Below are 26,254 nucleotides of genomic sequence, written 5' to 3' on the forward strand. Positions count from 1 at the left end.
CCGCCCCGGCTATGATGAGGAAACACCCGTGACGTTCTAGCTCCGCTTCTGGCAGGAGGCCGTGCCATGCAACGCAACAGCCCGCCCGCTCATGCACAGCACCATGCGCGTTTGCACGAAGATGCGCTGGGTATCGAGGAGTCGGTCGTGATGGGGGTGGCCGGCACCGCGCCGGCATTCAGCGTAGCGGCCACGACGGCGACGCTGGTGGCGGCGGTCGGCATCCTTTCGGCGGGTAGCCTGCTGTATTGCGGCTTGATCATGTTCGGCGTGACCTTCGCCTTCATGCATCTGAACCGCGTCATCACGAATGCGGGCGCGTCTTACGCCTGGGTGGGCGAGGTCTTCGGGCCGCTGTTCGGTTTCATCGCGGGCTGGTCGCTGCTGGTGGCGTCCGCGGTGTTCATGGTGTCGGGCACGATACCGGCAGCGACCGCGACGCTGATCCTGATCAGCCCGGAGCACGCGGCCAATCCGACCACTGTTTCTTTCGTTGCGGCCGGCTGGTTGCTGGCGGTGAGCAGTGTCATCGTCAAGGGCATCAAGCCGACCAGCTACACGCAGATCGTCATGACCGCCATCGAGGTGGGCGTGCTGGTCATCGTGATCGTCGCCTCGGTGTGGCAATACGCGGCGCATCCGGCCCATCCGTTTTCATGGAAGTGGCTGTCGATTGCCGAGTTCACGCCCTCGCTTTTTGCCACCGGGGCGTTGACGGCGCTGTTCTTCTTCTGGGGTTGGGATGTCACGCTCAACCTCAACGAGGAAACACGCGACGCGGCGCATGCACCCGGTCGCGGTGCGGTCGTGGCGATGGTCATCGTGCTGCTGCTGTTCATCAGCTTCGCGATCGCGGCGCTGCTGGTGTTGAGTGACGAAGAGATCGCACAGTCGAGCACCAACGTCGTGTTCGCGCTGGCCGAAAAGCTCCTGCCGCGGCCCTGGAGCTACCTTGCAGTGGTGGCGGTGATGCTCAGCTCAGTCGGCACGCTGGAAACCTCGATCCTGCAATTCACGCGGACCATGTATGCCAAGGGGCGCGACGGCGCGCTGCACCCGCGTTACGCCGTGCTGCACAAGAGCTGGCGCACGCCCTGGGTGGCGACCAGCGTGATCGTGGTGCTCGGGCTGCTGTTGCTGTTCCTCTCGTCCTACTTCCCGACGGTGAACGACATCATCAAGGACTCGGTCAACGCGATCGGCTTCCAGGTCGCTTGCTACTACAGCCTGGCCGGACTGGCGTGCGTGTGGCACTTCCGCAAGACGGCGCTGCGTTCGGCGGACAACTTCGTCTTCCTGTTTCTCTGGCCGGGGCTCAGCGCCGCGTTCCTGATCTTCATTGCGCTCTACAGCGTGCCGACCTTCGATCTGGCGACCAACATCGTCGGTATCGGGGGGATCGCGCTCGGCGTCATCCCGTGGGCGCTGAATCGCCGTCGTGCTCGCGTCGCTGTGCGGCCGCGCCAGAAGTGAGGTGCTCGCGCGGCTCGTTGTTGTCGGTCGCGGAGAGTGTTGGAACGTCCGCATCCACCGCGTTGTCCTCTTGCCCGGTTGTGCGCGGGATGAGGCGCGGACAGCGGATCGTGAATTGCGTGCCGTACCCGGGTGCGCTCTGGACGCTGATCGTGCCCTTGAGCACATTGGTGACCAGGCTGTGCACGATGCTCAGGCCAAGCCCGGTGCCGCCCTTGCCCATGCGGGTGGTGAAGAAGGGGTCAAAGATCCTAGGCTGTACCTCGGCAGACATGCCGCGCCCGTCGTCCGCTATGCTCAGTTCCACCGTGTCGTCGCGCAGCGCACCCGTGATACGGATGCTGCCGGATCCGTTTTCGTCGTAGGCATGCGTGAGAGCGTTGCCGACCAGGTTGGTGATGATCTGGGCAATCGCGCCCGGGATGCTGTCCATGACGATGGGGGATGCGACCGTGCAATCGACGGTGATCGGGCGGTGTTTGAACGAGGGGCGCAGCGATACGAGGATTTCGTTGAGCAGGCCGCCCAGCTCGAATTCTCGCCGCCGGTCGCTGGTCTGATCCGCGGCCACCTGTTTGAAGCTCTGGATGAGTTCGGCGGCACGCAACAGGTTGCGCTGTGTGATCTGCTCGGTCTCGGTGAGATCTGCCAGCAGCGCATTGAACTGGCGCTTGGTCAGCGACTCGTTCGATTTCTGACTCAGTTCGACGACGCGACGGTGGAGCGTCGACGAGGCCAGCAGCGCGTTGCCGATCGGCGTGTTCAGCTCATGGGCGATGCCGGCGACCATGTTGCCCAGGGCGACCATCTTCTCCGCCTGCACCAGCTCCTGCTGTGCCAGTGTGAGCGTGGCGAGCGCCTGCGACAGTTCGTCGTTGGTACGCGAGAGTTCGGCGGTGCGTTGCGAAACGCGTGCCTCAAGGGTTTCGTTCGCGCGCACCAGCGCGGCTTCGCGCTGCGAAAGCGTGTTCGCCATGTTGCGCAAATCGCGCGAGAGCATGTCGACTTCCGCAATGCCGCTGTGCGGCCACTCGCTGCCCGGTCGGCCATCGGCGATCTGGTGGGCGCCCTCGGTCAGCCTTAGCAGCGGCCGCGCGAAGCGGCCGGCGGCATAGGTGCCCAGCGCCAAGGCGAGCAGCGCCGAACCGCCGAGCGCGACCGCAATGACAAGGATCGTGCGCTGGTAGATCGGATTGGTGGCGCCGGATGGCACCGCGATGATGTAGCGCCAGCTCAGGCGCGCCGACGACGCCGCCGCAAAGGCGTACTTTCCGCGGCCTTCGAAGTCGGCCTCGGTGAACGCCACGCCGCCGAGCAGGGCGCGGATGGCCGGCACGGTGCCGTAGTTGCTCATGCGTTCGCCGAAGAAGGCGGAGTTGCTGGAGATCCAGTCGCCGCGACCGTCGACCACCAGCAGGTCCTGCGAAACCGAGCGGGTGGATTCCGTGAGCGCGCGGTGGACGCGCTCGGGCGCGATTTCTGCGATCAGCACTTCACCGTCGATCCGGGTCATCGCGGCGATCACGATGTTGCCAGTGACGATAGAGAGCAGGCGGTCGCTCCAGACGAAGTCGGCGTCACGCAGCGTGGCCGGCATGGTCTGCGCATTCAGGTAGTTGATTTCGCCGGCTTTCTGCGTGTTCGGGTCGCGGGCGAAGGCGGTGACCTTGCCCTGCGCGCCGACGGTATATACCGCAAGGTACTGGCCGGAGCCGGCCATGATCGCGTCGAGCAGCGCCTGGCGCGGGAGTCGGTCGGACTTGCCCGCCGCGACGGCAGTGCGCAGCGGGGCTTCGAAGGCCGCAAGCGCATGGTCGACCGAAATCGCCGCTGCCTGGGCCGATTCGACGGCGCGTTGGCGCTGCTCGCGCTCGATCTCGGGCAGGCGCAGTGTCAACAACAGCAGCGCCACGAAGGCGGTGATGGCCGTGGTGCTGCCGAGCAGGACGAGGACGAGTGCGGTGCGGAGTTTCACGTGTCGGGCAGCGGCCGTTCAGCGGATCACCTTGAACTGGCCGTTCTCAACGCGCACGATCACCGCCTTGCGGTGCGCATCGCCGAAGCGGTCGAAGCGGATCTCGCCCTGCACGCCAGCGAAACGCGCCACGCGAACGATCGCCGCCTTGAGCGATTCGCCGGATTCGCGATGCGCGAGGCCTTCGAGGGTCACGCGCGTCGCGTCGTAGCTGGCGATCGCTTCGAAGCCGGGTTTTGTCTTGAAGCGCTGCTCGTAGGCGGCGACGAACGCGGCATAACGCGGCGACGGGTCGTCGCGGTCAAAGGTCTGCGTGGCGACAAGGCCTTCGACCGCTGCACCGCCCAGCTGTATCACCCGTTCTTCGGCGGTGTCGCCAAGCAGGCGGACTTTCTCGTTGCGGCTGCGGACGACCTGGCTGATGCGTGCGGTATCGACCGGGTTTGAAATCATCAGGATCGCCTCGGGCGAGGCGGCCAGCAGACGCTCGGAGGTGGAGGTGGCGTCCTTCGCGTCGAGCGGGGTGATCAGCACGACCTTGCCGCCGAGGTCTTCGAATGCCTTGCGAAAGGCATTGGCAAGGCTCTCGGAATAGGAGCGGTTGGCTTCCTCGAAAGCGATTGCGAGCGTGCGTACGCCGAGCGTCTGCCAGGCATAGCCCGCCAGTTGCAGCGCGTACTCGGGATCGGACGAGAGGATGCGGAAGAGCGGGTCGTCTTTGCCTTCCAGCTCGGAGCTGGTGGCGGTAGGGCTGATCAGCGGAACGTCGGTGCCGGTGAGCACCGGGATCACCGCCTTGGCCATCGCGCTGGTCATCGGGCCCACGACCGCACGTACCTGCTGGGCGAGCAATTCGCGCGTGGCGTCCGCCGCCTTGGCATCGTTGTGCTGGTCATCGCGAATGACGGCTTCGATACGGCGCCCATCGACGCCGCCGGCAGCGTTGATTTCCTCGAGCGCGAGCAGGAATCCGTTGCGTCCGCCTTCACCCAGGTAGGCGTACTTGCCGGTGAGGCTGCCGAGAAAGCCGATGCGGTACGGCGATCGATCGCCACATCCGGCCATCAGCAAGGCTGCGCCAAGCAGGGTGCTTGCGGCGACGGCGGCAAGTCTGCGTGCGCGCTTGAGGGGGAATACCGATGCCGTGTCGCCGCGTTCGATCCAGCCCATGGTGCGTAATCCTCGAGGTGAGCCTGCGCAAGGGGCGTCTGCCGGCCTTGACCGGGAATGGGGTAGCAGCCCGCAGACACGCGCGCAAATTCAAAGCCTGGCCGCTACGTGTTTCAAGCGGACGAGGCTGCAGTGGACTTTTACGGATCTGCGCGGCCGAGCTTGAACCCAGCCGGCAGTAAGTCGTTGCGTCAGGCGGCGGTGCGCCAGCCCTTGGCGAGGAAGAGTTCGAGGTAGTCGTCGGGGACGTACAGGCGGTCTTCCGGGTTTTCGACCGTGTAGTAGCGCTGCGGGTCGATCAGCAGATCGTCTGATCGTGAGAGGTCGATGACCCAGCGGTTGGGCGCCTTGCGCTGCGTCAGGTAGCGCAGCTCGAAGGCCTGCAGGCGCAGCGGATCTTCACTGTCGAAGACGCCGACGCCCGCTTCGCGGTTGGCGCGGAACCACTCACGCGCCTGCTTCAGACGCATGTCGGTCTCGGCAATGCGGGCCTGGCTGCCAGGGATGGGGATCGCCTCGCGCAGCGCGCCGATGCGCCGCCACGGGGCAACGTTGGGCCAGATGAAGTAGGGCAGCGCGAGGCCCTTGAGCATCATGCGGTGGTTGTAGGTCGGCGGGCGATCGTCGGAGGCTTCCTCGCGGTTGATCCAGCCGAGCAGGCGGCCGTAGCCGTCGATCGCCTCGCGGGAAAAGCGAACGTAGAAGCGGAAATCTTCGGGTGCCAGCCCGGTCGCGGCAAGGTCGGCGAGGATCTCGCCTTCCAGCCCGCGCTCGGCCGCTTCCGCATGGCGGTGGTGGTTGGCGGCACAGCCCGGCCCGATGCGGCCCTGCAGGTATTCGCGCAGCCCGTCCGCGAGCCGGATCGGCGGCAGATGCGGTGCGAACGGGTCGGTCAGAAAGGCCTCCCACGCCGCGTGGTCGGTCTTCACGAAGGCGCTGGAGCCGGGCAGTGGCAGGCTTACTTCCGGGGTGTCGACGCCAAGAAAGCGCACCGCGATGTTGCCCAGCGGCCGCACCAGCACGGTATCGCCGTCATGCACCAGATTGCGCACGCTGCCGATGCCACCGCCGTGCCCGCCCAGGCCCATGTGGCCCACCGTGATGTTGCCGATCCGCTCGAATGCCTTGGTCATGCTTTCCCCCTTGCCGCTGCGCTCAAACCGCAAGCCTAGTCGTCATCATCCTCAGCGCCCTGCGCTGGATCAAGCCGACAGGGCTGCCGGCGGCTGCACTGTCGACACTCAATGCTCGGTGAAACCGATGTCCGAATACCAGGCGTCGACGCTCTCGCCGGTATTGTCGGTGTCGGTGAGCACGCCGTAGGCGAGCATCCGGCCCGGTGCTTCGCCGAAACAGTGCCGGAAGTCCTCGACCCAGTTGCGGCGCACCGTTTGCCACGCGCCACCGGGGCCGCTGGCCGCGACAATCATCTTGACCCGGCCAGTGTGCGGGTTGTCGATGACGGTGCCCACCGGATCATGCGCCGACCAGATGTACATGAGCGTTGCGTAGGCCATCTCGCGACCCGAGAGATGGCTGCTGATCGCCAGCGCAGCTTGGTCGAACAGGCCGAGCGCGCCCTTGTCTCCGTCGAAACTCAGCACCACGCGCGCGGCAGCGTCTTCCTTGGCGCCGACGCGGTTGTCGGCCGATTCAAGCGCGTGCGAGACCTTCCAGCGCCAGCGCAGGATCGGCCGCTGCGTCGCGTCGTCCGGCGCGGTGTGCGCGAGCGCCATTGCGGCGGCTTCTGCGTGCGCGTGGATGACGTTGCGCGCCCCTTCGTGCTCGAAGCTGTACGCCGTCGGTTTCTTGTCGGCCGTGAGCGGAATCGCGTGCCAGCCAGCCGGCAAGGCGGTGTCCTGCGCCGCGGTAATCGCGGAGACTGCCGACAGCGCGAATGCGAGCGCAATTGTGGTGGCGCGACGTGGCGAGGTGAGCGGGGCGTGGGTCAAATGTGTGAGTGCCAGAAAAAAGAGGGGGTCGCCAGCTTGACGCCCCCCTAACCACAGTAACTACGAGGTGCTGCAAATTGCTCAGACGTCGAAACGGATACCCTGCGCCAGTGGCAGTGCGTCGCCGTAGTTGATCGTGTTGGTGGTGCGCCGCATGTAGGCCTTCCAGGAATCGGAGCCGGACTCACGCCCGCCGCCGGTCTCCTTCTCGCCGCCGAAGGCGCCGCCGATCTCGGCGCCAGAGGTGCCGATGTTCACGTTGGCAATGCCGCAATCCGAGCCGGCCGCCGCCATGAAGCGTTCTGCCTCCTGCATGCGTTCGGTAAAGATTGCGGACGACAGACCTTGCGGCACGCCGTTGTTCAGCGCGATGGCCTCGTCCAGCTCGCGGTAGGTCATCACGTACAGGATCGGGGCGAAGGTCTCGTGGCAGACAACCTTGAGGTTGCCGGGCACTTCGACGATCGCAGGCTGCACGTAGAAGCCCCCGGCCGGCACGTTGTCGGCGATGCGCCGGCCGCCGCAGACGATACGACCACCCTGGATCTTGGCGTCGTCCAGCGCGAGCTGCATCGCTTCGAACGAGGCGGCATCGATCAGCGGCCCGACAAGGGTGCCGGGTACGCGCGGATCGCCCACCGGCAGGCTCTCGTAGGCTTTGACGAGCTTGGGCAGCAGTTCCGGCAGCACCGATTCGTGCACGATCAGGCGGCGCAGCGTCGTGCAGCGCTGGCCAGCAGTGCCCGCCGCGGCGAAGACGATCGCGCGCAGGGCAAGATCGAGCCGCGCCGTCGGCGTCACGATCATCGCGTTGTTGCCGCCCAGTTCCAGCAGGCTGCGGCCCAGCCGCGCGCCCACCGTGGCCGCGACGCGCTTGCCCATGCGTACCGAGCCGGTGGCGGACACCAGCGGTACGCGGGTATCGGCGGCGATGGCTTCGCCGACATCGGCGAGGCCCACGACGAGTTGCGACAGGCCGGCCGGCGCTTCATCCATCGATGCAATCGCCTGCCCCACCAGGGTCTGCACGGCGAGCGCGCAGAGCGGCGTCTTCTCCGACGGCTTCCAGATCACCGAGTCGCCGCAGACGAAGGCGAGCATCGCATTCCACGCCCACACCGCCACCGGGAAGTTGAAGGCGGTGATGACGCCGACCGGCCCGAGCGGCAGCCACTGCTCCATCATCCGGTGGTCCGGCCGCTCGCTGGCGATGGTGAGGCCGTGCAACTGGCGCGAGAGGCCGACGGCGAACTCGCAGATGTCGATCCATTCCTGCACCTCGCCTTCGGCTTCAGCAGGGATCTTGCCGGCCTCCAGCGTGATGATGCGGGCGAGTTCGCGTTTGTTCTGGCGCACTGCTTCGCCGATGCGGCGTACCAGCTCACCGCGGCGCGGCGCGGGCACCGTGCGCCAGGCCATGAAGGCCGCCTGCGCGCGCTCGACCGCCTCGGCGGCGAGTGCGGGGTCAGCCAGCAACTGGCTGCCGAGCGGGGCGCCATCGAGCGGGCTCTTCAGCGCGCGCGCGGGCGCCCCTTCCGGGAAGCGTGCTTCGCCGTCGATGATGGCAGCGGGGTAGGTGGAGCCGCGCACCGGCGGCTGAACGCCGGCGAGCACCGGCAGGGTGTTGTCAGTCATGCAGCGTCGTCCTCAAAGCGTCACGCGCTCGGCGTGATGCGATTCGGTGGAGTAGTAGCGGCCGAAACGGTTGGCCAGGAAGTGTTCGAGGTCGACCTGCTCCTGCCGCACGAAGCCCTTGTTCGGCAAGCGGCCCTCACGGTGCAGATCGACCGCGGCGCAGGCGCCGGCCGCGGTGGTGAGCTGGATCGAGCTCCACGCTTCGCCGAACAGATTTTGATGGTAGATCTTCCGGGCGTCGGTTTCCTGCCAGTAGTGGCCATCCTTCCAGCCGGATACCGCGCAATACACCAGCACTACGTCCTGCTTGGTGATCGGCAGGGCGGATTCCATGATCTCGCGCAGCTCGTGGCGGCGCTCAAGGCTGTGGCCCATCTTCAGCCCGTTGATCAGGAAGTCCATCAGGTACTGGTGGCCGGGGTAGCGCACGGTCTTGTAGTTGAGGTCGTTGATGCGGCCTTCCAGGGTTTCGCACAGCGTGCCGAGCCCGCCCGAGGTATTGAACGCCTCGTACTCAAGACCATCGAGCGAGAAGCGCTCGAGCCCTTCGAGCGCCAGCACTTCCATGCGGCGCCCCTTGTGGATCACCTCGCAGGGGTTGCAGTACTCGTTGATGACCCCGTCGGTGGACCAGGTCAGGTTGTATTTCATGTGGTTGTGCGGGTACTGCGGCAGCGCGCCGACGCGCATCTTGATGCTGTCGAGCCGGTCAAAGCGGCGGCTCATCGCGTGCGCAATGATGCCGATGAAGCCCGGCGCCAGCCCGCATTGCGGCATGAAGATCTGGCCTTCGCGCGCATCGGCCGAATACTGACGCACGCGGCGGGTGGTCTCGACGTCTTCGGTCAGGTCGAAGTACGAGACGCCGGCTTCCAGCGCCGCTTGCGCGATCGCCGGGTTGACGTCGAAGGAACACGCCGAGAACACCGCGCGCTGACCGACCAGCGCTTGTCGCAGCTGTTCGGGCTGCGACAAGTCGATCAGCTGCGTCGTGACATGGAGTTGCTTGGCGAGGCGTTCCAGCGTCGCAGCGTCGCGGTCGGCAACGGTGACCTGGTAGTCGCCGCTCATGTGCAGCAGTTTGGCGATGGATGCGCCAATCTTGCCGGCGCCGAGGATCAGGATCGGATACATCGTTTGTCTCTCTCCGTTGTGGGTTGGAGGTGCGCCGCCTTGGTGACGGTCGTCGGATATCGCCCGCTACGATCGTGTCGTGCGGTGACTAGTGCGGGTATCGGATGAAACGGGAAGGCGTCTCGCTGGCTGGTCGCGTGCTGCGGGGCCATCGGTCATGCCGGGTGTCGAGTCGCTGCAGGCCGCGACGCGGCTGGTGGTGAAAAGAAGGGCGGACGCGCGACCCGGGATCCCGGCATTCGTGCGTAAAGCCAACATGCGCATAGTCAAACTGCAGCAACCCACTCGCATTCCCCCCAGAAGCGAAGTGGCTTCGTCCCGAGGAGAGACGAAGCGGGGGGATCGTGTCCCCCCACATGTTGGGCGTGCGCACCGGGGTTGCCGATACGCGCGTCCGCTCACCGGAAGCCGTGATGCGGTGTCTTCCGGTGCTCGCATTAGAGACTGAGGCGACCGGGCAGGCTTGCGGGTCTGCGGCGCGTGTTGTCAAAAACGGGACGCTCTGTCGGGCAAACACGTGTTGCCGTGCGAGTGGTCACGTCGCGCGCACCGGCACATCGTCGCGGCCTGCAAGTTGGCGCGCCGATACTCCGGTGACGGGAAGCGAGAACCCTGTTTGCTTGTGACTACTTCTGGCCGGTTTTCTTGGCCGAGTAGAAATGATCCGACACGGTAGCGAGGAACTCGGGCGTCATTTCGTTCCAGTTGCGCCAGGTCGGTACGCCGTCGAGTCGCATGAACGGAACCGTGATGCCGAGCGAGCGGGAGCGTTCCATCAATTGCCGGTACTGCGGCGGCGCGCAGCCTTCGGTGGTGCAGAAGAGGTGCAGGCGGAAGGGTTGCTTGTCCAGCTGACCGGCGATGACGGCATCGTTGAAGGTCTCATTCATCGGCACCACCAGGCTGAAAGCCTTCGGGTGCGCGAGCGCAACGGCGAGCGGCCCGAATTCGCTGATCGACATGCCGCCGATGGCCCGCTGGGAAGTCTCGTTGGTGACCGGCTGCTGCTTGGCGAGCCACGGCAAGGCAGTCTGAACGACCGCTTCGGCGTACTTGGGCATCGCGTGACCAGCGTGGCCGCCGGGCAGGAACACCGCAAACGGCCGCAGCAAACCTTGCGCGAGGAGATTGTCCATGTACTGCTTGATGCGGCCGTTGGTGGCCCACTGGTTGGCCCGCATCTGATGGCCGTGCATCAGCACCAGCAGCGGCAGCTTGTCGTTTTCCCTCGTGCCGGGTGGCAGATAGAGCTGGCCGGGCAGCGAGCCGCCGAGCTTGGAGCAGGGAATGTGCAGATCGAGGAGTTCGCCGCGCGGTACCTTTGGCTTGTCGAGCCAGTCGCCTTCGCCGAGGAACACGTAGGAATGGCACTCACCCATGCCCATGCCGTCTTCGGCCAGCAGTGGGTTGAGCGGATCGGGGATGCGGCGCGTGTCGACGTCGAACTTGTAGTGCCACTGGCCGCGACGGAGCTGGAGCTTGAGGTGCCAGACGCCGTCTTCCCCGCGCGTCATGGGTAGCTTGCCGTCTTGCCAGTGCGTCATGTCGCCAAAAAGGAAGACCTCCTTCGCAGACGGTGCATACAGCGAGAACTCGCAGGGCGATAGCGACCCGGCGAGATCCGACTGCGTGAGGATGAGCGAGTGAAGTCCGAATGGCATGCATACCTCCTGGGTGCGCGATTTTACACGCCGGAGATGTGATCTCTGGTGCAGCGTGATGTGGGCGCATCATCCCGTGGATTCGGCGCAACAGCCCTTTGCGCCGATGCGGGCTCTGGATGAGCGTGCGAGTCGTGCTGCCCTGTGTTGCGTCGGTGGCGCGTTCGGCTGCTTCAGGCGTGTCCGTTTCTCGCTTGCATTGCGCTTGTAAGCTCGTTGCGAAGCATGCGGTACTGCGCGAAGCGTGAGGCGGCGATGGCGCCATCGGCGAGCGCTGCGAGCAACGCGCAGCCAGGCTCGGCATCGTGGTGACAGTCGCGGAACCGGCATTGGCCCAGATGCGGACGGAACTCGCGGAATGACCACGCAAGCGCGTCGTGCGACAGTTGTGCGAGCCCGAACATCTGCAAGCCCGGGCTGTCGATCAACGTACCGCCGCCGGGCAGGCGGTAAAGCCGCGAGAAGGTCGTCGTGTGCCGTCCGGAATCCAGGGCGGTCGAGATTTCCGCGGTAACGGCCGCCGCATCGGGAATCAACGCGTTGGTCAGTGTGGACTTGCCCATTCCCGACTGCCCCACCAGCAGGCTGACCTCGCCGGCGAGCCGCTCGAGCAACGGCGCTACCGATTGCTTGGCGCAGGTTTCGAGCACTTCGTAGCCGACATCCAGGAACGGTCTGAGGAGCGCGCGTGCGTCTGCAAGCCGGTCTGACAGATCCGCCTTGTTCAACACGATCAGGGCCTTGAGTTCCTGATCTTCGACTGCGCACAGGCAGCGCGTAAGCAGTTCAGGACTGAAGCTCGGTTCCGTCGCCACCACGATGACCACTTGGGTCAGGTTGGCGGCGATCAGCTTCTGCTTGAAGGCGTCTTCGCGGTACAGCAGGCTTGTGCGCGCGTGCAGCTTTTCGATGACGCCCTGGTCCGGCGCGGTGGCGCTGACTTCGACGTGATCGCCGCAGGCAAAGGAACTCTTCTTGGCGCGGGTAAAGCAGAGCAGGCGGGTACCGTCTGCAAGTTCGACCTCGTACTGGCGCCCGAAGGCTGCGACGATGGTTCCGTCAATGCCGTTTTTCATGCAGCGCGCAGACGCGCCACGCGGATCGGTGCGGGCGGGTGGGAGTCGTAGAACGCTGAGTACAAGGGGTCGGGTGTCAGCGTGCCGGCATTGTCGCGATAGAGTTTCACCAACGCCGAGACCAGGTCCTCCGCCCGTGCGTGGTGGGCGGCATAGGCGTCAGCCTGGAATTCGTGGCGGCGCGACCAGAGGCTGGTCAGCGGCGTCAGCGGGAACGTGAACACCGGCAAGGCGAACATCACCAGTGCGAGCGCTGGCGCTTCGCCAGTCGCCTGCATGCCGAGCCCGTTGAAGAACCAGGCTTGCCCCATCAGCCAGCCGAGCAAGGCGAGGATTGCGAGGCTCATCAGCGCCATGACGCCGACCCGCTGCCACAGGTGGCGCAGTTTGAAATGCCCGAGTTCGTGGGCCAGCACTGCCTCGACCTCTTCTGGTGCAAGTTTCTCGATCAGCGTATCGAAGAACACGATCCGTTTGGCAGCTCCAAGCCCGGTGAAGTAGGCATTGCCGTGGGCCGAACGCTTCGATCCATCCATCACGAAAAGACCGGAGCTGCGAAAGCCGCAGCGCACCAGCAGTGCTTCGATGCGCTGCTTGAGGCTGCCGTCTTCCAGCGGCACGAACTTGTTGAAGATCGGCGCGATGACGATCGGATAGAGCACCATGACCAGCAGGTTAAAGCCAAGCCAGAACGCCCACACCCATACCCACCAGTTCGGGCCGGTACGCTGCATCATCCATAGCACAACGGCGATCAGCGGTATGCCAACGATGGCAGCCACCAGTACGCCCTTGATCAGGTCGGAAACGAAGGTCGCGGGGCTGGTCTTGTTGAAGCCGAAGCGGGCCTCGGTGACGAAGGTGCGCCAAACCGAAAAGGGCAGCCCGACCGAGAACGATGCGATCGAGATCAGTGACAGGAACGCGATGCCGTGCCAGATGCCGCCAGCCTGCAGGTACGGGCTCGCAAGGTCGTACAGCCACTGCAGCCCTCCGCCGAGCGTCAGCGTTACGAGGAAGGCCGTCTCGACGATCAGCTCGATTCCGCCTACACCCAGGCGGGCGCATGTGTAGTCAGCGGCTTTCTGATGGGCGTCGAGCGGAATCCGGTCGGCAAAGGCCGCGGGCACTGCTGCACGATGCTTTGAAACGTGTCGCGATTGCCTGAACGACAGCCAGAGTCTCAGACCCAGGGTGAGTGCGACGACAAGCAGGAAAAGGGTGCTGAATCCGGAGGCTGTCATGAATCTGGAAGGCGCGCCGTACTAGTGACGGCAAGGCCTGTGAGAGAATGGGATTTTGAATCAGGAGCTTGCGATTATGGCACAGGACCCCAACCGTCTCGTCTGGGTGGACATGGAAATGACAGGCTTGGAGCCGGATCGCGATCGTATCCTTGAAATCGCGGTCATCGTCACCGATGCCGATCTGGTGACTGTGGCCGAAGGGCCCGTGCTGGTGGTCCATCAGAGCGACGCAGTACTGGATGGGATGGACGACTGGAACAAGAACACGCACGGCAAGAGCGGTTTGATCGACCGGGTGCGTGCATCAACCACCGACGAAGCTGAGGTCGAGCGGCAGTTGCTGGCCTTTCTGAACGAGTTCCTGCCTGCGCGCGCGACGCCGATGTGCGGAAATTCGATCGGACAGGATCGCCGCTTCATGGTGCGTTACATGCCTGCTCTCGAGGCGTGGTTCCATTACCGCAATCTGGACGTGAGCACGCTCAAGGAACTCGCCAAACGCTGGAACCCAGCGGTCTTCGCCGGACTCAAGAAGCAGGGTGCCCATACCGCACTTGCCGATATCCGTGAGTCGATCGAAGAGCTCCGCTACTACCGCGAGAACTTCCTGCGCTTGCCCTGAACGCCGCTAATTGCGACGCGGATTCAGATACGCCGATAGAGCGTGAAATGCTCTGCGGTCCGGCGCCGTCCGCGTTGCAGGTTCCACACTTGGGTCCAGCCCGATCCGGGTTCCAGACCCTCACCGCTACTGCCGCGATACACAACCAGCCATTCGCAGCGGGTGATTCCGCGTTCAGCAGGTTCGAAGCGCAGGTTCTCGAAGTAGAGCAAGGTTGCCAACTGCGCTTCGCCCATTCCGCTCTCGGCGATACAGGCGTGTGGCTGTGCAGCGATCTGCGCCGAAAGGTCGCGCGCAATGTCGTTGTAGCGCTTGTCGTGGTCGACGAAGGGCATGAATAGCGCGACAACCAGCGCCCACAGGAAGCTCGTGCCGACTGCCCACGACAATGCACCGCGAAGCGGCGAGCGGGGCGGTCGTGCTACGAGCGCGACCCATCCGATGGTGAGTAAGGCGCCCGCGACAACCGCAACAGGGGAAATACTGGGCACGAAGTCCGGCACGATGCGTGCGACGTTTCGTGCCAAAGGGGCAGGCCAGCCGAAATGCTGTGCGTACCAGGCGAGCCAGACGAACACGCCGACCGCAAGGTAGGTCATGCGACCGAACCAGTCGAATGCACTCGCTGCGCCGCGCCGCAAACTCATCACGCCGTGGGTGGCGAGCAGAACCAGTGGTGGAATCAGCGGCAGCGCGTGCGCCGGACGCAGCGGGCCGGTAGTCACGACGAGCAGCCCGGCGAGCAGCAGCGCGGCCAGTGGAAGCGTGATGCGCGTTTCCTTGAGTTGCTTGCGCTCGTACCAGATCGTCCACAGCATGATCGGCCAAAGGGGCCACATGAACCAGCCAAGCAATTCGAAGAGCCGGCCCAGGTTGGCAAGATGCCCGCTGTGCGGCGTGATCGAAAAGACTTCACTGGCCCACCAGATCTTCAGGTGCGTCGGTTCAAAAGTGGCGAGCAGGATCGGCCAGATCGACGCCACCGCGAGCGCAATCGCGGCACCCATCCACAACGCCCGGACGCGCTCTGTTGTGCGGCATTCGCTGCATAGGCCGGGCAGCAAGACCCACAAGGGCATCAGGATCAGCATTGCCGGCAAGCCGGCGGCGAGTGCAGCCAAACCGATAGCGCTGCCGGCAATCACTGCGCCGCGACGCGGGGCATCTAGGAATTCGGCGAAGCCGAGAAACGCGCCGGCAATGCTGGCGAGAAGGGCGAGTTGCGGCTGGAATTCGTGTGCGTGGGTCAGTAGTCCGAGCGTGCCGAGTCCAAGCAGCACGGCCGCGCGGTCTGCTGGACTCCCGTAGAAGCGCCGCGCGGCGCGGGCCAGACAGTAAAGCGTGATGGCCACGCAGGCTGCGGATGCCAGGCGTGCGGCGCTATGGAGCGGAAGTGCCCAGCCAAGCGCCTTTGCTAGTACAGCGCCAAGCCAGAAATAGAGTGGGCCGAAATCGAAGGTAGGACGATCTGCGACTGCGAGTGTCAGCCAGTCACCGGTGCGCAGCATCTGGTGGATCACGCCGAAGTAGGCGCCGTCGTCGCCGCGCCAGGGCGTATGGTCGATCAGGCCGGGCAAAGCATAAAGCGCGAAAAGGGCCCAAAGCGCCCAGATGGGAAGCGTGAGCGTCGAGGGTGGTCTTGGGGCGTGGGCCATGCTTCGTTTTCTTTGGAGAGCCCGGAGAATCGCGCAATTTTAGCTGCAACGCGATGACTAGGGAGGTGGCGGGGCGATATCCCGCCGCGCGAAAAACAAAAAAGGCAGCCGAAGCTGCCTTTTTTGGGGCTGATCGGAGATCAGCGGCCGTACTTCTGGCGGAAACGCTCGACACGACCGGCGGTATCGACGATCTTCTGTTTGCCGGTCCAGAACGGGTGGCATTCCGAGCAGACTTCAACGTGGTAGGCGTCTTTGGCCATCGTCGAACGGGTGGTGAAGGTGTTGCCGCAGGAGCAGGTGACCTTCAATTCGTTGTACTTCGGATGCGTATCGGCTTTCATTTCTGAATCCTTTGTGCGCGGCCGGCGGATGTGACCGGCCAAGTCGAATAAACGAACATGATGCCATGCGGCGTGTCAACGAGTCAAGGATTCCCCGGCTGGCATAATCGACGACTCTCCAACGGCGGGATTGTCCGATGCAGTATCGACCTTTAGATCCGGGGCGCGAGTTCCTTGTGGCCTGTCTCTGCGCCGAGTGGTGCGGCACCTGTCGCGATTACCGGGCAGGGTTCGAGGCGCTGCAGGCCCATTTTCCGCAGATGGGATTGATCTGGGTGGACATTGAAGACAGCGCAGATCATTTGGGCGATATCGACGTCGAGAACTTCCCGAGCATCCTGATTCAGCGCGGTGAGCATGTGGTCTTCTTCGGGACCGTACTGCCGGACCATGGACTCTTGCGGCGCCTGCTGGAGACCTTCGCGGCCCAGTCTGTCGAAGAGAGTGCGGCGTATGCGGCGGCGACCCCGGAGCGTCGCGGATGGCAGACCGGGCACAATCTTCGTGCCTTGCTTCGAGAGGCCTGAATCACGCAATGAAAAACGGGGCCGAAGCCCCGTTTGTGTTCTGACTGATCGTGGATCAGGCTTTCATGACGGTCGCCAACGCATCGGCGACATAGTCGATGTTCTTGCTGTTCAGCGCGGCGACACAGATGCGCCCGGTCGAGACGGCATAGATGCCGAACTCGTTCTTCAGCACTTCCACTTGTCCGGCTGAGAGGCCGGTATAAGAGAACATGCCGCGCTGACGCGTCACGAAGGACAGGTCACGCGTCACGCCGCGAGCGGCGAGGCGCTCGGCCAGACCCTTGCGCATTTCGCGGATGCGCACGCGCATGCCGGCCAGCTCGTCTTCCCACTGCTGGCGCAGTTCCGGGCTCGACAGCACGGCCGCGACGACCGCGCCGCCATGCGTCGGTGGATTGGAGTAGTTGGTGCGCACAACGCGCTTCACCTGCGACAGCACACGGGCCGACTCTTCCTTCGAAGCGGTGACGATCGACAGTGCGCCGACGCGCTCGCCGTACAGCGAGAAGGACTTCGAGAACGAGCTGGAGACGAAGAACTGCAGGCCGCTGGCCGAGAAGGCGCGCACCGCGACGGCGTCGGCATCGATGCCATCGGCGAAGCCCTGGTAGGCCATGTCGAGGAAGGCGACGAGGCCCTTGGCACGGCAGACGGCCACGACCTCTTCCCACTGTGCATCGGTGATGTCGGCGCCGGTGGGGTTGTGGCAGCAGGCGTGCAGCACAATGATCGAGCCGGCCGGCAGGCTTTCGAGCTTGGCCTTCATGCCAGCGAAGTTGGCGCCGCCGGTTGCTGCGTCGTAGTACGGGTAGGTGTCGACCGGGAAGCCGGCGGACTCGAACAGGGCGCGGTGGTTTTCCCAGCTTGGGTCGGAGATGTACACCGTCGCATCCGGGTTCAGACGCTTCAGATAGTCTGCGCCGACCTTCAGTGCGCCGGTGCCGCCGAGGGCTTCGACGGTGATCACCTGGCCGTTGGCGATGAGTGCCGAATCCTTGCCGAACAGCAGCGCCTGCACCGCGTTGTTGTAAGCGGCCAGACCCTCGATCGGCTGGTAGCCGCGTGCCGGCATGGCTTCCAGGCGTGCCTTTTCGGCGGCCTTCACAGCGCCCAGCAACGGGATCTTGCCGTTGTCGTCGTAGTAGACGCCGACGCCGAGGTTCACCTTGGTGGCGCGGGTGTCGGCGTTGAAGGCTTCGTTGAGGCCGAGAATCGGGTCGCGCGGGGCCATCTCCACCGCGGCAAAAATCGAGGCAGTCATCGGAACTCCAGGTCGTTTGGTCGCGACGTTTCGGGGGGAAAGTCGCTGGAAATCAAGCTTTTAAGTTTAGCACGCACGCTGAAGCGCAGTCGCCGCCAAGCGCACGTGGGGGATGTCATCAGAGGATCAGGTTCTTGATCGCGTCGTCCTTGCGCGCAAGGTAATGCGTCGAATGGATACGGCGGATCGTGCGCGATTTGCCGCGGATCAGCAGCGTTTCGGTGGTCGCGAAGGTGCCGTCACTGGTGACCCCTTCGAGCAGATCGCCCTTGGTGATGCCGGTGACCGCGATGATCACGTTGTCCGTGCGGGCCATCTCGTCGAGCGTCAGCACCGTGTCGACCGCGATGCCCATCTTTGCGCAACGTGCGCGCTCTTCGGCGCCGAGCGCCACGTTTTCCGGTGTCGCGCCCTTGGCGATGTCGCGCGGGATCAGGCGGCCCTGCATGTCGCCATCGAGCGCGCGGGCGACTGCGGCGGAGACAACGCCTTCCGGTGCGCCGCCGATGCAGTACAACATGTCCACTTCGTTGTCGGGCATGCAGGCCATCACCGACGCGGCGACATCGCCGTCGGGGATCGCGAAGACCTTGCAGCCAAGCGCATGCATTTCCTTGATCGCGGCCTCATGGCGCGGCTTCGCCAGCGTGATCACGGTCAGCCGGTTGAGCGGCTTGCCGAGTGCGGCTGCGACCGAGCGCAGGTTGTCTTCGAGCGGCTTGTGCAGATCGATCGCGCCCTTGGCCGGGTTGCCGACGATCAGCTTCTCCATGTACATGTCCGGCGCGCGCATGAAGCTGCCCTTGTCGCCCGCGGCCAGCACCGCTACCGCGTTGTTCTGGCCCATTGCGGTCATGCGGGTGCCATCGATCGGGTCGACCGCGATATCCACGCCGTCGCCGCCACGACCGACGTGTTCGCCGATGTAGAGCATGGGGGCCTCATCGATCTCGCCCTCGCCGATAACGATCTCGCCGTCGATCTGGATCTGGTTCAGCACGAAGCGCATCGCCTCGACGGCAGCGCCGTCTGCCTTGTTCTTGTCGCCGCGGCCGAGCCATTTATAGCCGGCCAGTGCGGCGGCTTCGGTGACTCGGGTGAATTCGATCGCAAGTTCGCGTCTCATGCTCTGGGATTCCTGTCGTGGTCCTATGCGCTCGTGGCGCGTCGGTAAGTCAATTCAGGGGCGGGATTGTAAACGGATGGGCGTGTCAGTGCCCGGCCAGACGAAACGAGGCGGCGGCGAACTTGCAGAGCGGCATACAATCCAAGGTTCGGCCTGTTTCCCGGAGCGCCCTTGTGATCGTTGAATTCCCTGGTAGTCCGTTCCGTCTGCATCAGCCGTTCGAGCCGGCCGGCGATCAGCCTACGGCGATCAGCAAACTGGTCGAGGGCGTTGAAGATGGCCTGATGTACCAGACCCTGCTCGGCGTCACCGGCTCGGGCAAGACCTACACGATGGCCAACGTCATCGCGCGCACCGGCAAACCCGCGCTGGTGCTGGCGCCGAACAAGACGCTGGCGGCCCAGCTCTATGCCGAGTTCCGCGAGTTCTTCCCGGAGAACGCGGTCGAGTACTTTGTCTCGTACTACGACTACTACCAGCCGGAAGCCTATGTGCCCAGCCGCGACCTCTTCATCGAGAAGGATTCGGCGATCAACGAGCACATCGAGCAGATGCGGCTGTCGGCGACCAAGAGCCTGCTGGAGCGTCGCGATGTGGTGATCGTCGCGACCGTGTCCTGCATCTACGGTATCGGCGACCCGGTGGATTACCACTCGATGATCCTGCACCTGCGCGAGGGCGAGAAGATGCCGCAGCGCGACGTGGTGCAGCGTTTGGTCGGCATGCAGTACACCCGCTCCGATCTCGATTTCAAGCGTGGCACCTTCCGCGTGCGCGGTGACGTCATCGATATCTTCCCGGCCGAGAATGCCGAAATGGCGGTGCGGCTGGAGCTCTTCGATGACGAGATCGAACACATCACGCTTTTCGACCCGCTGACCGGGCATCTGAAGCAGAAGCTCGGGCGTTTCACCGTGTTTCCGTCCAGCCATTACGTGACGCCACGTGCGACGGTGCTGAAAGCCATCGAGGGCATCAAGGAAGAGCTTCGGGAGCGCATCGACTTCTACGTGCGGGAACACAAGCTGGTCGAGGCGCAGCGGATCGAGCAACGCACCCGTTTCGATCTGGAAATGCTGACCGAGGTCGGTTTCTGCAAGGGGATCGAGAACTACTCCCGGCACCTCTCGGGCCGCGCGCCGGGTGAGCCGCCGCCGACCTTGATCGATTACCTGCCGCGCGATGCGCTGATGTTCATCGACGAATCACATGTCGCGATTCCGCAGGTGGGCGCCATGTTCAAGGGCGACCGGGCGCGCAAGGAAAACCTCGTCGGTTACGGCTTCCGGCTGCCCTCAGCCGTGGATAACCGGCCGCTGAAGTTCGATGAGTTCGAGCGGCTCATGCCCCAGTCCATCTTCGTGTCGGCGACCCCCGCGGCGTATGAGGAGCAGCACCAAGGCCAGGTGGTGGAGCAGGTGGTACGGCCGACCGGGTTGGTGGACCCGGTCATCGAAGTACGCCCGGCGATCACGCAAGTCGACGACCTGCTGACCGAAATCCGCAAGCGCACCGCAGTTGAGGAGCGGGTGCTGGTGACGGTACTGACGAAGCGGCTTGCCGAAGAACTGACCGATTACCTGAGCGAGAACGGCATCCGCGTGCGCTACCTGCATTCGGATATCGACACCGTCGAGCGCGTCGAAATCATCCGCGACCTGCGCCTGGGCGAGTTTGATGTGCTGATCGGCATCAACCTGCTGCGTGAGGGGCTGGATATTCCGGAAGTGTCGCTGGTGGCGATTCTTGATGCGGACAAGGAAGGCTTCCTGCGCTCCGTGCGCAGTCTGATCCAGACAATCGGCCGCGCCGCCCGTCATTTGCACGGTACCGCGATCCTGTACGCCGACCGCGTGACCGATTCGATGAAAGCGGCCATCGGCGAGACCGAACGGCGCCGCGCCAAACAGATCGCCTACAACGAGGCGCACGGCATCGTGCCGAAGTCGGTGCACAAACGCATCAAGGACATCATCGACGGCGTGTACCACGAGGATGAGAGTGGCAAGATCCTGAAAGCCGCCGAGGCTTCCGCCGACTATGCGGTGATGGACGAAAAGGCGCTCGCGAAGGCCATCAAGAAACTCGAGAATGAGATGCTCGAGCACGCGCGGAACCTGGAGTTCGAGAAAGCCGCGGCGGCACGTGACGAACTGTTCCGCTTGCGCCAGCGCGCGTTCGGTGCGGATCAGCACGATTCCCCATGAACTGAACAAGCTCAGCCAGAGAACAACCAAGCATGAAGCGCGTACTTTTTGTCTGCACGGGAAACATCTGCCGCTCGCCTACCGCTGAGGGCGTTGCGCGCCATCTGGTCGCGCAGCATGGGCTGCCGATCGAGGTGGATTCGGCCGGAACGCAGGGCTACCACGTCGGCGAGCCGCCCGATCCACGTGCGCAGCGCGTTGCGCGCAAACGCGGTTACGACCTGTCGAAGCTGCGCGCGCGCAAGTTGATCGCCGCCGACTTCGGGTTGTTCGACCTGCTGCTGGCGATGGACCGGGGGCACCTGCAGCAGATGCAGCGCATGTGCCCGCCAGAATTCGCCGACCGTGTTCATCTGTTTCTGGATTATCTGCCCGGCCCGAAGACCGAGGTGCCTGACCCCTACTACGGCGGCGAAGCTGGTTTTGAACATGTCCTCGATCTTTGCGAGGACGGCGTCAATGCCCTGTTTGCCGCACTGCGCAAACAGGGCATGTGAGCGGTGGATCGCGCCGCGCCGGCTTAGCTCAGCGTGCCGCCATTCTTGGACATGACCGAGGTATCGGCGTAGTGCGACCAGCGGTTATGTTCGCGCGCGGAGAGTTGCCAGCCACCGAAGTCGAATCCGTCCAGCGAACGGAGCGAAGCGGCCAGCGTGGTGGCGCGCGGATCGCTGTTTTTCTTCAGCGTTGCAACCAGCGCACGGGCTGAAAGGTAGCCTTCCAGGCTGCTGGCCGAAGGGGCTTCGTCGAGGTAACGCTCCAGCGTCTTGACGAATTCACGAACCACGGGCGTGGTTGTCTTGTTGGGCTCCGGCACGACGCGAGACACCACCACGCCGGATACGACTTCCGGCGGCAGCAGTTGGCGCAGTACAACCTGGTTCACGTTCGACAATGCACAGATGAAGACACCCGGATTGCGTGCGCGCATTTCACGCGTCAGCATTGCCATCGGGATCGTGTCGGCGAGAACAACCAGGGCCTGCGGCGCGCGACGCGCCACTTCGGCGGCCACCGAAGCGGCATTGCGGGCATCGTCCGCCAGCGGCACCAAGGCGGCGGGCTGCAGATTGCGCGCCTTGAGCAGCGCCTGTGCCGCGTCCAGACCGGCACGGCTGGTTTCGCTCTGCGTGTGCGCGATCATCACTGACTTCATTCCGATGCCGTGGAACTGCGTCAGGATCATCGCAAGTTCTTCACCATAGGTTGCGCGCAGATAGAACACCCGTTCGTGGCCGACATCCATGCCGCTCATCGGGGCGAACAGGGCGCGGTCTGAACGCGAAAAGGCCTTGCTCTTGATGACGCGAGCCACCGAAGCGTCTCCGGTCAGTCCGAACAGGACATCCGCGCGTTCCGAGTCCAGCAGTTTTTCGGCGTTGGCTTCGGCACGCGCGGCGTCGCCACCATCGTCCAGCGACAGGAACTTGACTGGCCTGCCGTTGATGCCGCCGGCTGCGTTGGTCGCGTCAAAGCAGAGCTTCGCACCGGTGAAATAGTCCCGGCCGATGTCCTGGGTGGGGCCGGACAAGGCGCAGGTCTGTCCGACGATGATCGGGGGGGGCACGTTTGCCGCACGGGCGACGGAAGGCAAGGAACTCAGCAGGAGCGGAGCGGTGGTGCTGAAAAGAAAACGGCGTCGATCCATGAGGCATGTCGTCACAAAATCGCAAAATGCGATAGTGCCAATGGATCATTGTGAGATTTTTACAAAGCCGCCCTTTCTGCTGCTTTTTAGCTGGCGGCCAAAACAAAGAAGCCGCGCGGGCGGCGCGGCTTCTTCATTTACAGCAATGACCTGCAATTACGGGCGACGGGTTTCGACCTGTTGCAGAGACTCTTCAGCCGGCACCTGCGTCGGCGTGCGCGGCTGACGACGGCGACGCGGCGATGCAGCCTGTTGCTCGGATACTTCGACGCTTGGGAGTGTCGGCGCACTGCTGGTCGAACGCGTTTCGATCATGACCAGATCGTTGCTGTCGATCAGCGCCGCCAGATCGAAGGGAAGCTGAGCCTGGCCACGCGCAGCCGCGGCGCGCACGACGAGCGGTTCCTCTGCCGGGGCCACCGTCGCGGCGCTCGCGGGTGACGCTTCTTGCGCATCAGCGGCAGGCGCAGCCGGCGCATGTGATTCGCTGACTGCAGTTTCCTGAGCATCGGAGGCTTGCTCAGCTACCCGTGCTTCTGGCGCGGCGCGTGATTCGAGCACTGGCGAAGCGGCGGTCACTTCCGCGACCGGCTCCGACGCTGCTTGGACCGCAGCACTGGATGCTTCGGCTGCGGCCGCTGCTGCTGCCTCGGGCGTCGGATAGAAGACCGTTTCGACCGGCGCCTGACGCTGACGGCGTTCGCGATTGGCTTGGCGTTCGGCGTCGCGCTCTGCGCGGCGAGCCTTGGCGGCTGCACGGCGCGCTGCGTCTTCGGCGGCTTTGGCTTCTGCGGCGGCGGCTGCTGCTTCCGGCGTCGGGTAGAAGACGATTTCGACCGGCGCTGCCACGCCCGCTTCGGTCACGTTGTTCGCGCCAGCTTCGCCGTTGCGACGCTCGCCTCCGCGGCGCCCACGACGATTGCGGCGGCGGCTGCCGGTGTCTTCGCCAGACTGGCTTGCAGCAGTATCGACTGCCGGGACGTTCGACTCCGCAAGCGTCTCAACCGCGACGTCCACATTCTCGACTTCCGGCGCAACCTGCTTCGGCTGACGCGGCTCGCGCGGCTGGCGCTCGCGGCGTTCCTGCGGCTGCGCCTCGCGCTTCTCCTGGCGTTCTGCGCGCGCTTCATCGCGCCGACCGCGTTCGGCGCCATCCCGCTGGGGTTTGACCTGCGGCTCGATCGTCGTTTCGGTCTTCTGCGGTTGACGGTCGCGGTTCTTGCCTTCCGCGCGCGACTCGTTGCGGTTGCGCTGGTCGTCACGACCCTTCTGGCCGTCGCGATTGCGTTCTTCGCGATTGCCGCGCTCTTCCCGATTGCCACGGGCGCCGCGTTCGCCGCGATTGCGGTCGTTGCGACGAGGCTCGCGGCCCGCACTCTTTGCTTCGGGCGCGGGTGTCGCGGCGGGTGCGGCTTCGTTTGCGTCGCCGCCGCGCAGCCAGTTCATGACGCGCTGGAAGAAACCAGGGCCGGCTGGGGCGGCGGGTGCCGCGGCGACCGGGGCGACCGGTTTGGGTTCGATGACCGGCGCAGGCTGATCCGGCGTGAAGGAACGAATCGCCGCTTCCTGGCGTGCGGGTTTGCCTTCGGTATTGGCCGATGGCGGCTCGTAGGTCGCATCGGCCGGCATCTGCGCCATCTTGTAGCTGGGCAGGTTCAGTTCTTCCGAATTGAGCTGGTCGTGACGCAGGCGGATGATCTCGTGGGCCGGTGTTTCCAGATGGCGGTTCGGGATCAGCAGCAGGTTGACCTTGTGGCGCAACTCGATCTTCGCGATATCCACCCGCTTTTCGTTGAGCAGGAAGGTCGCGACATCGACTGGGACCTGGCAGTGCAGGGCGCCGGTGTTTTCCTTCATCGCCTCTTCTTCGAGGATGCGCAGGATGTGCAGCGCAGCCGATTCGGTCGAGCGGATATGGCCGGTGCCGGTACAGCGGGGGCAGGTGATGTAGCTGGTCTCGGCAAGCGCCGGGCGCAGGCGCTGACGCGAGAGCTCCAACAGGCCGAAGCGGCTGATCTTGCCGGTCTGAACACGGGCGCGGTCATGGCGAAGGGCATCGCGCAGGCGGTTTTCCACCTCGCGCTGGCTCTTCGGGTTTTCCATGTCGATGAAGTCGATGACGATCAGGCCGCCCAGGTCGCGCAGGCGCAACTGGCGGGCCACTTCGTCGGCGGCTTCGAGGTTGGTCTTCAGTGCGGTCTCTTCGATGTCCGCGCCGCGGGTAGCGCGACCGGAGTTCACGTCAACCGCCACCAACGCTTCAGTGTGGTCGATCACCACGGCGCCGCCCGAGGGCAGGTTCACTTGGCGTGAGTAAGCCGATTCGATCTGGTGCTCGATCTGGAAGCGCGAAAACAGCGGCACATCGTCGCGGTAGCGCTTCACGCGATGCACGTTGGCCGGCATGACGTGGGCCATGAACTGCTTGGCCTGTTCGTACACGTCGTCGGTGTCGATCAGGATTTCGCCGATGTCCGACGAGAAGTAGTCGCGGATCGCCCGGATCACCAAGCTGCCTTCCTGATAAATCAGGTAGGCGCCGCTTTGCTCCTTGGACGCGCCTTCGATGGCTTTCCAGAGCTGGGCGAGATAGTTCAGGTCCCACTGCAGTTCTTCCGCTGCGCGTCCGATCGCCGCCGTACGGGCGATCATGCTCATGCCCTGCGGGACGTCCAGCTGATCGAGCGCCTCGCGGAGTTCGGCGCGGTCGTCGCCTTCTACCCGGCGCGAGACACCGCCACCACGCGGATTATTCGGCATCAGGACGAGATAACGACCGGCGAGCGAGATGAAGGTGGTGAGGGCAGCGCCCTTGTTGCCACGTTCGTCCTTCTCAACCTGGACGATCAGTTCCTGGCCTTCCTTGATGGCGTCCTGGATACGGGCGCGCGAAGCCTCGACACCTTCCTTGAAGTAGATGCGCGAGATTTCCTTGAACGGCAGGAAGCCGTGGCGCTCAGCGCCGTAGTCGATGAACGCGGCTTCGAGGCTGGGCTCGACGCGCGTGACAACGCCCTTGTAAATGTTGCTCTTGCGTTGTTCTTTCGAGGCCGATTCGATATCGAGATCGATCAGTTTCTGACCATCTACGATCGCGACGCGCAGTTCTTCGGCCTGCGTCGCATTGAAAAGCATGCGCTTCATTTCTATTGTTCTCCCGCGCGCCAGCGGGCAGAACGAACCTCGCACCTTGGGGTGCGTACGCCGACTTCAGGTGGCGAATCCTCCCGCCCCACGGGCGGAATGTTCGCGACCGAACGGATCTGGTGCGCTCGACGCCCAGCACGAGCCCGACTCCCGGTCGGAGCAGGCGATGCGGCATGGAGAGGTCTGGCGCAAAGTCATTCGATAGTTCGGATCAACGAGAGTCACGGGGTTCGTACAGGAGGCCCTGAAAGTCCGGCAAGAAACTGCCGGTGATGCAGGGCATCGCATTCTGCGAGTTGCGCGCCAACTATGTGGTCAAGTGTTTTTTGGGTACCATCGCGAGCTTTTGTGCTCCAGCGACGGTTGGCTTGGCGTTCTGCCGGGAGCTGAG

General features: G+C 64.3%; 20 protein-coding genes. 5 read left to right on the plus strand and 15 right to left on the minus strand.

Annotated features, from left to right (window positions below; translation table 11 throughout):
• The first annotated feature begins 66 nt into the window (after positions 1 to 66).
• Positions 67 to 1,473: an APC family permease gene (locus tag GGR36_RS00860; RefSeq protein WP_207064342.1), complete on the plus strand. Its 1,407-nt coding sequence runs from the start codon at positions 67 to 69 to the stop codon at positions 1,471 to 1,473.
• On the opposite strand, the gene GGR36_RS22205 is transcribed toward GGR36_RS00860, so the two are convergent.
• The 9 genes from GGR36_RS22205 to GGR36_RS00905 all read right to left on the minus strand — a co-directional run bounded on the left by GGR36_RS22205 (position 1,412) and on the right by GGR36_RS00905 (position 13,320).
• Complete coding sequence (locus GGR36_RS22205) at positions 1,412 to 3,448, minus strand: ATP-binding protein (protein ID WP_183630860.1); 2,037 nt, start codon at positions 3,446 to 3,448, stop codon at positions 1,412 to 1,414. The two genes, GGR36_RS00860 and GGR36_RS22205, sit on opposite strands and share 62 nt — an antisense overlap.
• An 18-nt stretch (positions 3,449 to 3,466) precedes the next feature.
• Complete coding sequence (locus tag GGR36_RS00870) at positions 3,467 to 4,618, minus strand: ABC transporter substrate-binding protein (protein WP_183630862.1); 1,152 nt, start codon at positions 4,616 to 4,618, stop codon at positions 3,467 to 3,469.
• A 191-nt stretch (positions 4,619 to 4,809) separates the two neighbouring features.
• Entirely contained in the window at positions 4,810 to 5,751 is a 942-nt protein-coding gene (locus GGR36_RS00875) for a hypothetical protein (protein ID WP_183630864.1), read from the minus strand.
• A 108-nt stretch (positions 5,752 to 5,859) separates the two neighbouring features.
• Entirely contained in the window at positions 5,860 to 6,570 is a 711-nt protein-coding gene (locus GGR36_RS00880; RefSeq protein ID WP_207064341.1) for a DUF3047 domain-containing protein, read from the minus strand.
• 81 nt (positions 6,571 to 6,651) lie between these two features.
• A complete protein-coding gene (gene amaB / locus GGR36_RS00885; RefSeq protein WP_183630866.1) occupies positions 6,652 to 8,205 on the minus strand; it encodes an L-piperidine-6-carboxylate dehydrogenase in 1,554 nt (517 codons plus the stop codon).
• Between the two features lie 12 nt (positions 8,206 to 8,217).
• Positions 8,218 to 9,339, minus strand: coding sequence for a saccharopine dehydrogenase family protein (locus GGR36_RS00890; RefSeq protein WP_183630868.1), 1,122 nt, complete (start codon positions 9,337 to 9,339; stop codon positions 8,218 to 8,220).
• 626 nt (positions 9,340 to 9,965) lie between these two features.
• The gene (locus tag GGR36_RS00895; protein WP_183630870.1) at positions 9,966 to 11,000 is read right to left on the minus strand and encodes an alpha/beta hydrolase-fold protein; all 1,035 of its coding nucleotides are present in this window, start codon (positions 10,998 to 11,000) and stop codon (positions 9,966 to 9,968) included.
• Positions 11,001 to 11,173: 173 nt separating this feature from the next.
• Positions 11,174 to 12,076, minus strand: coding sequence for a ribosome small subunit-dependent GTPase A (gene rsgA, locus GGR36_RS00900; RefSeq protein WP_183630872.1), 903 nt, complete (start codon positions 12,074 to 12,076; stop codon positions 11,174 to 11,176).
• The gene (locus tag GGR36_RS00905; protein ID WP_183630874.1) at positions 12,073 to 13,320 is read right to left on the minus strand and encodes a M48 family metallopeptidase; all 1,248 of its coding nucleotides are present in this window, start codon (positions 13,318 to 13,320) and stop codon (positions 12,073 to 12,075) included. The genes rsgA and GGR36_RS00905 overlap by 4 nt, the downstream gene beginning before the upstream one ends.
• A gap of 76 nt (positions 13,321 to 13,396) precedes the next feature.
• On the opposite strand from GGR36_RS00905, the gene orn reads away from it, so the two are divergent.
• A complete protein-coding gene (gene orn / locus GGR36_RS00910; RefSeq protein WP_183630876.1) occupies positions 13,397 to 13,945 on the plus strand; it encodes an oligoribonuclease in 549 nt (182 codons plus the stop codon).
• Positions 13,946 to 13,968: 23 nt separating this feature from the next.
• On the opposite strand, the gene GGR36_RS00915 is transcribed toward orn, so the two are convergent.
• Both GGR36_RS00915 and rpmE read right to left on the minus strand, forming a co-directional pair.
• Positions 13,969 to 15,600, minus strand: coding sequence for an ArnT family glycosyltransferase (locus GGR36_RS00915; RefSeq protein ID WP_183630878.1), 1,632 nt, complete (start codon positions 15,598 to 15,600; stop codon positions 13,969 to 13,971).
• Positions 15,601 to 15,740: 140 nt separating this feature from the next.
• Complete coding sequence (rpmE, locus tag GGR36_RS00920; RefSeq protein WP_183630880.1) at positions 15,741 to 15,944, minus strand: 50S ribosomal protein L31; 204 nt, start codon at positions 15,942 to 15,944, stop codon at positions 15,741 to 15,743.
• Positions 15,945 to 16,081: 137 nt separating this feature from the next.
• Between rpmE and GGR36_RS00925 the strand changes: the two genes are divergently transcribed.
• The gene (locus GGR36_RS00925; RefSeq protein WP_183630882.1) at positions 16,082 to 16,471 is read left to right on the plus strand and encodes a thioredoxin family protein; all 390 of its coding nucleotides are present in this window, start codon (positions 16,082 to 16,084) and stop codon (positions 16,469 to 16,471) included.
• Positions 16,472 to 16,526: 55 nt separating this feature from the next.
• On the opposite strand, the gene GGR36_RS00930 is transcribed toward GGR36_RS00925, so the two are convergent.
• Both GGR36_RS00930 and glpX read right to left on the minus strand, forming a co-directional pair.
• Positions 16,527 to 17,735, minus strand: coding sequence for an amino acid aminotransferase (locus tag GGR36_RS00930; protein WP_183630884.1), 1,209 nt, complete (start codon positions 17,733 to 17,735; stop codon positions 16,527 to 16,529).
• A gap of 118 nt (positions 17,736 to 17,853) precedes the next feature.
• Positions 17,854 to 18,861: a class II fructose-bisphosphatase gene (gene glpX, locus GGR36_RS00935; RefSeq protein WP_183630886.1), complete on the minus strand. Its 1,008-nt coding sequence runs from the start codon at positions 18,859 to 18,861 to the stop codon at positions 17,854 to 17,856.
• 176 nt (positions 18,862 to 19,037) lie between these two features.
• Here glpX and uvrB point away from each other — a divergent pair, with 176 nt between their 5' ends.
• Positions 19,038 to 21,068: an excinuclease ABC subunit UvrB gene (gene uvrB, locus GGR36_RS00940; RefSeq protein ID WP_183634847.1), complete on the plus strand. Its 2,031-nt coding sequence runs from the start codon at positions 19,038 to 19,040 to the stop codon at positions 21,066 to 21,068.
• A 32-nt stretch (positions 21,069 to 21,100) separates the two neighbouring features.
• Complete coding sequence (locus GGR36_RS00945; protein WP_183630888.1) at positions 21,101 to 21,565, plus strand: low molecular weight protein-tyrosine-phosphatase; 465 nt, start codon at positions 21,101 to 21,103, stop codon at positions 21,563 to 21,565.
• A gap of 23 nt (positions 21,566 to 21,588) precedes the next feature.
• On the opposite strand, the gene GGR36_RS00950 is transcribed toward GGR36_RS00945, so the two are convergent.
• On the minus strand, positions 21,589 to 22,635 hold the full coding sequence (locus GGR36_RS00950; RefSeq protein WP_221229470.1) for an ABC transporter substrate-binding protein: 1,047 nt from the start codon (positions 22,633 to 22,635) through the stop codon (positions 21,589 to 21,591).
• Between the two features lie 237 nt (positions 22,636 to 22,872).
• Positions 22,873 to 25,860, minus strand: a complete 2,988-nt coding sequence (locus tag GGR36_RS00955; protein ID WP_183630890.1) for an Rne/Rng family ribonuclease — start codon at positions 25,858 to 25,860, stop codon at positions 22,873 to 22,875.
• Positions 25,861 to 26,254 lie beyond the last annotated feature (394 nt).

It is taken from the genome of Niveibacterium umoris, assembly GCF_014197015.1.
In the GTDB taxonomy this organism is placed as follows: Bacteria; Pseudomonadota; Gammaproteobacteria; order Burkholderiales; family Rhodocyclaceae; genus Niveibacterium; species Niveibacterium umoris.

Bases quoted from the DNA above. Each gene is read 5' to 3' on its own strand.
- GGR36_RS00870 (WP_183630862.1), bottom strand. From the start codon at position 4,618: ATGGGCTGGATCGAACGCGGCGACACGGCATCGGTATTCCCCCTCAAG.
- GGR36_RS00890 (WP_183630868.1), bottom strand. From the start codon at position 9,339: ATGTATCCGATCCTGATCCTCGGCGCCGGCAAGATTGGCGCATCCATC.
- GGR36_RS00860 (WP_207064342.1), top strand. From the start codon at position 67: ATGCAACGCAACAGCCCGCCCGCTCATGCACAGCACCATGCGCGTTTG.
- GGR36_RS00915 (WP_183630878.1), bottom strand. From the start codon at position 15,600: ATGGCCCACGCCCCAAGACCACCCTCGACGCTCACGCTTCCCATCTGG.
- amaB (WP_183630866.1), bottom strand. From the start codon at position 8,205: ATGACTGACAACACCCTGCCGGTGCTCGCCGGCGTTCAGCCGCCGGTG.
- GGR36_RS00925 (WP_183630882.1), top strand. From the start codon at position 16,082: ATGCAGTATCGACCTTTAGATCCGGGGCGCGAGTTCCTTGTGGCCTGT.
- GGR36_RS00945 (WP_183630888.1), top strand. From the start codon at position 21,101: ATGAAGCGCGTACTTTTTGTCTGCACGGGAAACATCTGCCGCTCGCCT.
- GGR36_RS00905 (WP_183630874.1), bottom strand. From the start codon at position 13,320: ATGACAGCCTCCGGATTCAGCACCCTTTTCCTGCTTGTCGTCGCACTC.
- rpmE (WP_183630880.1), bottom strand. From the start codon at position 15,944: ATGAAAGCCGATACGCATCCGAAGTACAACGAATTGAAGGTCACCTGC.
- GGR36_RS00955 (WP_183630890.1), bottom strand. From the start codon at position 25,860: ATGAAGCGCATGCTTTTCAATGCGACGCAGGCCGAAGAACTGCGCGTC.
- GGR36_RS00930 (WP_183630884.1), bottom strand. From the start codon at position 17,735: ATGACTGCCTCGATTTTTGCCGCGGTGGAGATGGCCCCGCGCGACCCG.
- GGR36_RS00895 (WP_183630870.1), bottom strand. From the start codon at position 11,000: ATGCCATTCGGACTTCACTCGCTCATCCTCACGCAGTCGGATCTCGCC.
- rsgA (WP_183630872.1), bottom strand. From the start codon at position 12,076: ATGAAAAACGGCATTGACGGAACCATCGTCGCAGCCTTCGGGCGCCAG.
- orn (WP_183630876.1), top strand. From the start codon at position 13,397: ATGGCACAGGACCCCAACCGTCTCGTCTGGGTGGACATGGAAATGACA.
- GGR36_RS00875 (WP_183630864.1), bottom strand. From the start codon at position 5,751: ATGACCAAGGCATTCGAGCGGATCGGCAACATCACGGTGGGCCACATG.
- glpX (WP_183630886.1), bottom strand. From the start codon at position 18,861: ATGAGACGCGAACTTGCGATCGAATTCACCCGAGTCACCGAAGCCGCC.